Below are 6,922 nucleotides of genomic sequence, written 5' to 3' on the forward strand. Positions count from 1 at the left end.
GGTGCCACCGCGCCGCTGCTGGCCGAGGCGGGCGTTACCATGGCCAGCATCATCGCCACCGGTGCCACCACCACCGCAGGCCTCACCGCCTCCGGCGCACTCGTCGGAACCGCCGTCGGAGGAAGCTAAGCAGGGTCGGGGTGCGCATTGATGGTCGTCGCTGCCCACGCTCCCGCGGCCCAAACACGAGCAGGGCGTCGACCGTGTGTCGGCGCCCATGAAACATGGCCGATCCCAGATCACCCGCTGCAAGCCGCGTCAGGTGAACCCTATTCGTTTTGCGCCCAACCGGAACAGCATCTCGCCATCCGGCGCCGGCTGCATTGCCGTGATGAGGTCATCCACACGGTAGGACGGCAATTTCTTCCGGATCGCCGCGACATGGGCGCGCGCCTCGTCGAGCCGGCCGGCGAGAGCGAGGGAGACCGCGGCGATCGCCAAGATGTGGGCATGGGCGTTCGGGCGGCCGGCGGCCTTCGTGCCCATTTCGGCTGCCTCCTCGAATCGATTGAGGCGCACGAGCGCCATGGCGCGCGCCCCGAGCATGCCGAAGACCATCGGGTCGTAGGGGCTGAGGCGCAGCGAATGTCCGGAGGCCTCGACGGCCGTGTCCGGGTCGCCGGTCAGCGAGTGGACGAAGGCGAGCGTGTAGTGGCCGAGGGCGAAATTCGGGCTCAGCTCCACGGCGCGTTCAAGTTCCTCGACCGACTGGTCGTGGCGGCCGCGCAGCCAAAGGGCCCGGCCCATCGCCCAATGCGCAGCGGGGTCGCGGTCGTCGGCCATCAACCCCTGCCCGGCGGCGGCATAGGCACGCTCCATCTCGGCCCCACGCTCCGCCCAGCCCTGGAACGCATTCTGCCAATGCGTGAAGGATAGGCCGGCATAGGCGCGCGAAAAGGTCGGGTCGAGGCGGATGGCCGTTTCGAAGAAGTGCCGGGCTTTCTCGTTGTCCGGCTTGTTGAAGCGGTACATGTGCCAGAGGCCGCGATGATGCGCCTCCCACGCATCGAGCGAGTCAGGAGGCCGGAGGACCGCGCGGTTACGCTCGGCCGCCTCGATCTCGCCGGCGATCGAGGCGACCGCTCGGTTGCCGATCTCGTCGAGGACCAGGAAAGCGTCCTCCGCCTCCTGGTCGAAGACCTCCGCCCAGACTATCCGCGCGCTCCGCGCCTCGGCGAGTTCGACCGCAACGGCCAAGCGCTTGCCCCGGCGCTGTACGGAGCCGCTGACGACGTAGTCCACGCCGAGTAGCCGCCCGGCCTCCGCGGGGGAAACGCCCCGATCCCGGAGCGCAAACACGCTGCCCTGCCCGATCACGAACAGGGAGCGCAGCTTCGCCAGCCGCGCGATTACGTCGTGGACCAGGGCATCAGCAGGGCCGCCGGGCGTCGCCGGCCCCGCGGTCAAATCGGTGAAGGGCATCACCGCGACGGAGCCCCGGTGTGGCCCGGCGAAGCTGTCCTCCGCCGCGGCGCCAGCCGGAGGAGGCGCCACGGCAGCCGGTCCGGCCCAGGCGCGCGACGGCGCTTTCTCCACCTGGGCGCGGGCTGCCTGCCACAGGGCACGCAGCGGGGCGGCGTCGAGGTCCTCGGCCTCGAATAGCCGCGTTGTTGCCGCAAGGTGCTCGTCCCCCTCCCGGATGCGGCCGCGCCGGGCCAGCGCGGCCAGCACGGCCTGGTGGGGGCGGAGGTCGAAGGGGGCGAGCCGGAGCCATTGCTCAAGGGCGTCGGACGCCTCCTCGTCCGGCAACCGCCCGGCGAGCGTCTCCAGCAGGGATGCGTGGGCATCGCGGAAATGGCGGCGCTGCGCGACAAGCCAGCCCTCGAAGCTGGGCAGGCGGTCGAGCTCCAGCCCTTCGAGGGCGTCGCCGGCAAAGAGTGCGGCGAGCGCCCGCAGCCGTTCGGTCGCGAGCGCCTCGAAGCCGGCCCGCGCAGCGCGGTCCAGCTCGACCGCGTCCACGACGCAGCCGGAAAGGTTGAGACGGATCGCGTCCGCCCGCGTCTCGATCCGGCTCCGGCCCGGCTCGTCGAGGACGCCCCGGATCCGGCTCAGGCACCAGCGGAGCTCGCCGCGCGGGTCGTCGGGGACATCCCACAGGAGTTCGCAAAGATGGCTTCGCGACACAGGGTGCGGGGCCAGCGCGAGGTAGGCGAGGAGAGCACGCGCCTTGCGCGACGCCGGCAGCGCCACCGCCGTGCCCCTGTGGACGACCGTCAGCGGACCAAGAAGCCGGATCTCCAGGGGTGCGGTGCCCTCGCTCGAGGGGGATTCCGTTTCCATGCTGGCTCCCACGCCGGCTCCCACACCGGCCTCCACGCGCCGCCGCTACGAAGCGGGCCGAGGAGACGATCTGTCGGGCGCCGAGCCCGTGGGTCCTCTCCGCGCAGCGGGCGGTGACCATAGCAGCGAACCGCCAGAACGGAGAGCGAAGCTGCTCACCGCCTGGCCTTGGTCCTGCGCCGGCCGAAGCGGCGCCACCCCCGCCGGGGGCGGCGCAACGAGAGCCACGTGAGGAGACAGACCATGTCAGCATCCACCGTCCTGCCGAACCAAGCATCCGCCACCCCCGTCGACCTGGCTGCGGTCAAGGCCCGCCAGCAGGCGACCTGGGCGACCGGCGACTACGCCGTCGTCGGCACCACGCTGCAGATCGTCGGCGAGCGCATCTGCGAGGCCGTGGACCTCCGCGCCGGCGAGCGCGTGCTCGACGTCGCCGCCGGCAACGGCAACGCCACCCTCGCCGCGGCCCGCCGCTTCGCGCAGGTGACGTCCACGGATTATGTCGGCGTCCTGCTCGACCGCGGCCGGGAGCGCGCGGCCGCCGAGCGCCTGGTCGTCGCCTTCCGCGAGGCGGATGCCGAGGCGCTCCCCTTCGCCGACAACAGCTTCGACGTCGTGCTCTCGACCTTCGGCGTCATGTTCACGCCGGACCAGGACAAGGCGGCGGCCGAGCTGCTCCGCGTCGTGCGCCCGGGGGGCGGCCGGATCGGGCTTGCCAGCTGGACGCCGGAGGGCTTCATCGGCCAGCTCTTCCGCACGATCGGGAAGCACATGCCGCCGCCGGCCGGTCTCCGTTCGCCAGCGCTCTGGGGCACCGAGGCGCGCATGGCCGAGCTTTTCACCGGGCAGGGGATCGAGGCCACCAAGCAGGTCTTCAACTTCCGCTACCGCTCGGCCGACCACATGCTCGAGGTCTTCCGCACCTTCTATGGGCCGGTGAACCGCGCCTTCGCGGCGCTCGACGCCGAGAAGGCCGCGGCGCTCGAGGAGGACATCCTGGGGCTGTGCGGGCGCATGAACCGCGGCAGTGCGGACACGCTGATCGTGCCGAGCGAATACCTGGAGGTCGTCGTCACGCGGCGCTGAAGGAAGCGGCCGGCGCGGCGGATCGCCGCCGCGCCCCCATCCCCCCTTCGAAGGAGAGTTGAGATGCCCAGGATGAGTTCGAGCCGCCGCGCATTCGGCGCGGCGCTGCTCCTCGGCTCCTCGTTCATTCTGTCCGAAACGAGTTGGGCGCAAACCAGGGACGGTGCGCAGCCGTCGCATCCCGGAACTTGGCAGACCTGGGTGCTGGCCTCCGGCAATCAGTTCCGCCTCCCGCCGCCACCCGACGCCGCGGCGACGCGCGCGGAGCTCGATCAGCTCTTCGGCCTGGTCGCCTCCCGCGATGCGGCGACGCTGGAGCGCATCGCTTGGTGGAACGCCGCCGCGCCGTCCTACCGCTGGAACGGGATTGCGATGGAGGAGGCGCTGCGGGCGGGCGTGCCGGTCAACCTCGCCTCACGGCATCTGGCGCTGCTGCACACCGCGCTGGCCGATGCGATGGTCGCGGCGTGGGACAGCAAGCAGGCCCATAACCGCCCTGCGCCCGGGGCCACGGACCCGGCGTTGCGGCCCCTGGCCGCGATGCCCACAAGCTCGTCCTATCCAGACGAGCACGCCGTTGCCGCCGGGGCAGCGGCGGCCGTGCTCGCCGAAATCTTCCCGCGGCGCGCGGCCGAGTTCACGCGCCTGGCGGAGGAGGCGAGCCGCATGCGGATGGTGGCCGGAGTGGCGTATCCCAGCGACGTCGCGGCGGGCGCTGCGCTCGGCCGGCAGGTCGCCGCCGTGGCGCTGGAGCGGGCCCGGCGCGACGGCACCGACCAGCGCTGGACGGGTACGGTGCCGGCGCAACCCGGCCAGTGGAACGCAGCCAACCCGGCCCTGCCGCAAGCCCCGAACTGGACGCCATGGCTTCTGTCCTCGGCCGCCGAGTTCCGGCCGCCGCCACCCCCTTCCGCCGACTCGCCGGAGCGCGCGACGGAGATGGCGCAGCTTCGCACGCTCGAGCGCACGCCGCTCACTACTTCCCGCGCCCTCTTCTGGGAGGCGGCCGCTGGAGGCCTCCGCAGCCACGAGTACTGGAACAACCATGTTGGGCGCCTGCTCTTCGAGCACGGCCAGTCCGGAGACGCGCCACGCGCCGCGCGTGCCTATGCGCTGCTCAACGTGGCGATGTACGATAGCGGGGTCGCCTGCTGGGACGCGAAATACGCTTACTGGACGATCCGCCCCACGCAGCTCGACCGCGAGTTCCGGCCGGTGATCGCGGTGCCGAACCATCCCAGCTACCCCTCCGCGCATGGCTGCTTCTCCATCTCGGCCGCGGCGGTGATCGGGCACCTGTTCCCGCGCGATGCAGGCACCATGGCGGCGCTGGCACGCGAGGCCGGGGAGTCGCGGATCTGGGCCGGGATCCACTACCCCAGCGACGTCACCGCAGCCGAGGCGCTGGGCCGCAGCGTGGCGGAGCGCGCGATCCAGCGCGCGCAGGGCGACGGCGCGGGGGTCGCATCCCCGTGAGGGAGGCCGGCGCCATATGGGCTCCATGGCCCATGGGGCGGGAGGTCGCAGATCTCCCACCTGTCGCCGGCGGGACCGGCAGTTCCGGAGGAACCGACATGACCCAACGTCATCTCAAGCTTCCGCCTTGCGCGGCTGGGCTCCTTCTCGTCCTGGCGGGCGGCTCAGCGCTGGCCCAGCCCGGACCGGAGGCCGCCGCGGCGCCGGGCCTGTCCATCGTGGCAACCACCCACGCGCAGGGCGCCCAGATCTACGAGTGCCGCGCTGGCGCCGACGGCCGGCTTTCCTGGGCGTTCCGCGAGCCGATCGCGACACTTCTGGAGGGAGGCCGCACGGTCGGGCGACACTATGCCGGGCCGAGCTGGGAACTGGCCGAAGGGGGAGCCACGCTCGTGGGGCGCGTCGCTGACCGGCTGCCGGGAGCAGGCACAGGCGACATTCCCTGGCTCCGGCTGGAGGTGACGGAACGGCGCGGAGCGGGGAGCGGCGGGCGGCTCGAGCCGGTCACGGTGATCCTGCGCGTGAACACGGCAGGCGGGGTTGCGGAGGGATCATGCCCGACAGCCGGCGCCTTCCGGGCCGTGCCCTACACTGCGGATTACGTGTTCTTCGCGCCGTCGGGCGGGGGCTGACTGTCATCCTCCTTGGTGCCGCCGCGACGGCCGCCTCTCCCTCGACCGCGTGCGGCTGGGAGCAAGTCACCAGTTCGTGCTGGTCGCGGTGCCAACGGGGAGCAGGTCCGGCTTCCTCTTGGCCGCCTGGGCAGCCCGCAGATTCTTCGCAAGCCACAACGGGCCGCGGCGTATCGTCGACCGGCTCGGCTGGGACACGTCGCACCATGTGCCCACTCTCACGGCTCGCAGGCCCGAATGTGGTGGCGGGCTTCGCTCAGCGATCTATCTTCGGCCCATGGCGATGAAGCGTAGATTGCGCCATGCCGCGCCGCAGGATCAGGATGAAGCTGTTGCGGCGATCCATGCTGCCATTCTCCGCATCCCGAAGGGCTGGATTGCGACGTACGGTCAGATCGCGGCCATGGCCGGGCTACCGCGGCGGGCACGCCTTGTCGGGAGAGTGCTTCAGCGCCTTGATCCGGCAACCAAGATTCCCTGGCATCGTGTCATCAACGCGAAGGGAGAGGTTTCGTACAGCTCGTCCCGCAACGGCGGTGACAGCTTGCAACAGCACCTTCTGGAGCGTGAGGGCGTCGAATTCGACGCGAGGGGGCGCTGCGACCTGAGGAGGTTTCGTTGGCTCGGCTGATTCGAGCGGGCACTTTCCGGCAGCACTGACAGCGGCCTCCAGAGGAGGATGCCCAACAAGACGACGCGCTCCTCCAGGACAGCCGCTAGGGCACCGAAGCCATCATGCCATTGGTGGATCCGTGGATTACCCAGATGCGCATACCGCACTGTCTCCAGTGCCGTGTCGAAAACCGAGACGCGGCACTAGGTCGGGTTGTTTGCTGACCCATTACGCCCGCTTTGGCAGAACAACAAAGACACTAGTGGCGAGCTCGAGGTTCATGGGATAGCGCCTTCCCCTGGTCAGTGTGTCGCCTCGAGCACGCCCCACATGGCTATCGCCACAAGCAGCAGGGCGCCGAAGCGATTGATGCGGTAGATCGTGCGCCCCTGCTCCCCGTTGGGGCCGCGAATGAGCTCGCGCAGTTGCTGGTTGAAGTAAGCCGCCAAAACACCCACCGCCAGGTAGAGCGCGATCTTCTCCCAATTCATCAGCGTTCCTTCTCTGTCGCCCGCCAGTTCTGGGCGCTGACGTGCAGCACCTGCCCGCGCACGGCAAGACGGTGCCAAAGGCTGGGAGGTGCCGCTAGAGCGTGTGGTAACCCGATCAAAGTCGCGTACAGGAAGAAGGCGGATCGGCTCCGGCCGCTGAATTTGAGTCCTTGTTCATGGCCGAGCAAGTGTGCGGCTCGGACATGAGGTCGGGGTTAGTGTCCGTCCGCGAACATGTTGAATCGATTGAGTCACTTGTGATTCGCTCGTGCAGGAGAGATTCGCGGAGAGCATGGCGGATGTGGACGGCGGAAAACCGGTCTCGGTATGACCGGAGGGGGCTG

6 protein-coding genes are annotated in these 6,922 nt (G+C 70.2%); 4 read left to right on the forward strand and 2 right to left on the reverse strand.

Annotated elements, in window-relative coordinates; genetic code table 11:
• Positions 1 to 258: 258 nt before the first annotated feature.
• A complete protein-coding gene (locus JTJ31_RS24105; RefSeq protein WP_207541290.1) occupies positions 259 to 2,280 on the reverse strand; it encodes a tetratricopeptide repeat protein in 2,022 nt (673 codons plus the stop codon).
• 243 nt (positions 2,281 to 2,523) lie between these two features.
• Here JTJ31_RS24105 and JTJ31_RS24110 point away from each other — a divergent pair, with 243 nt between their 5' ends.
• From JTJ31_RS24110 to JTJ31_RS24125, 4 genes are all read left to right on the forward strand, one after another.
• Positions 2,524 to 3,366: a class I SAM-dependent methyltransferase gene (locus tag JTJ31_RS24110; protein ID WP_207541291.1), complete on the forward strand. Its 843-nt coding sequence runs from the start codon at positions 2,524 to 2,526 to the stop codon at positions 3,364 to 3,366.
• Positions 3,367 to 3,429: 63 nt separating this feature from the next.
• Entirely contained in the window at positions 3,430 to 4,842 is a 1,413-nt protein-coding gene (locus JTJ31_RS24115) for a phosphatase PAP2 family protein (protein WP_207541292.1), read from the forward strand.
• A 98-nt stretch (positions 4,843 to 4,940) separates the two neighbouring features.
• A complete protein-coding gene (locus tag JTJ31_RS24120) occupies positions 4,941 to 5,474 on the forward strand; it encodes a DUF3455 domain-containing protein (RefSeq protein WP_207541293.1) in 534 nt (177 codons plus the stop codon).
• Between the two features lie 295 nt (positions 5,475 to 5,769).
• A complete protein-coding gene (locus JTJ31_RS24125) occupies positions 5,770 to 6,105 on the forward strand; it encodes an MGMT family protein (protein ID WP_207541294.1) in 336 nt (111 codons plus the stop codon).
• 284 nt (positions 6,106 to 6,389) lie between these two features.
• On the opposite strand, the gene JTJ31_RS24130 is transcribed toward JTJ31_RS24125, so the two are convergent.
• Positions 6,390 to 6,578 carry a hypothetical protein gene (locus tag JTJ31_RS24130; protein ID WP_207541295.1) on the reverse strand — a complete coding sequence of 63 codons (189 nt, stop codon included), beginning with the start codon at positions 6,576 to 6,578 and terminating at the stop codon, positions 6,390 to 6,392.
• Between the last annotated feature and the right edge of the window lie 344 nt (positions 6,579 to 6,922).

The sequence above is a fragment of the Sabulicella rubraurantiaca genome (assembly GCF_017355885.1).
In the GTDB taxonomy this organism is placed as follows: Bacteria; Pseudomonadota; Alphaproteobacteria; order Acetobacterales; family Acetobacteraceae; genus Roseococcus; species Roseococcus rubraurantiacus.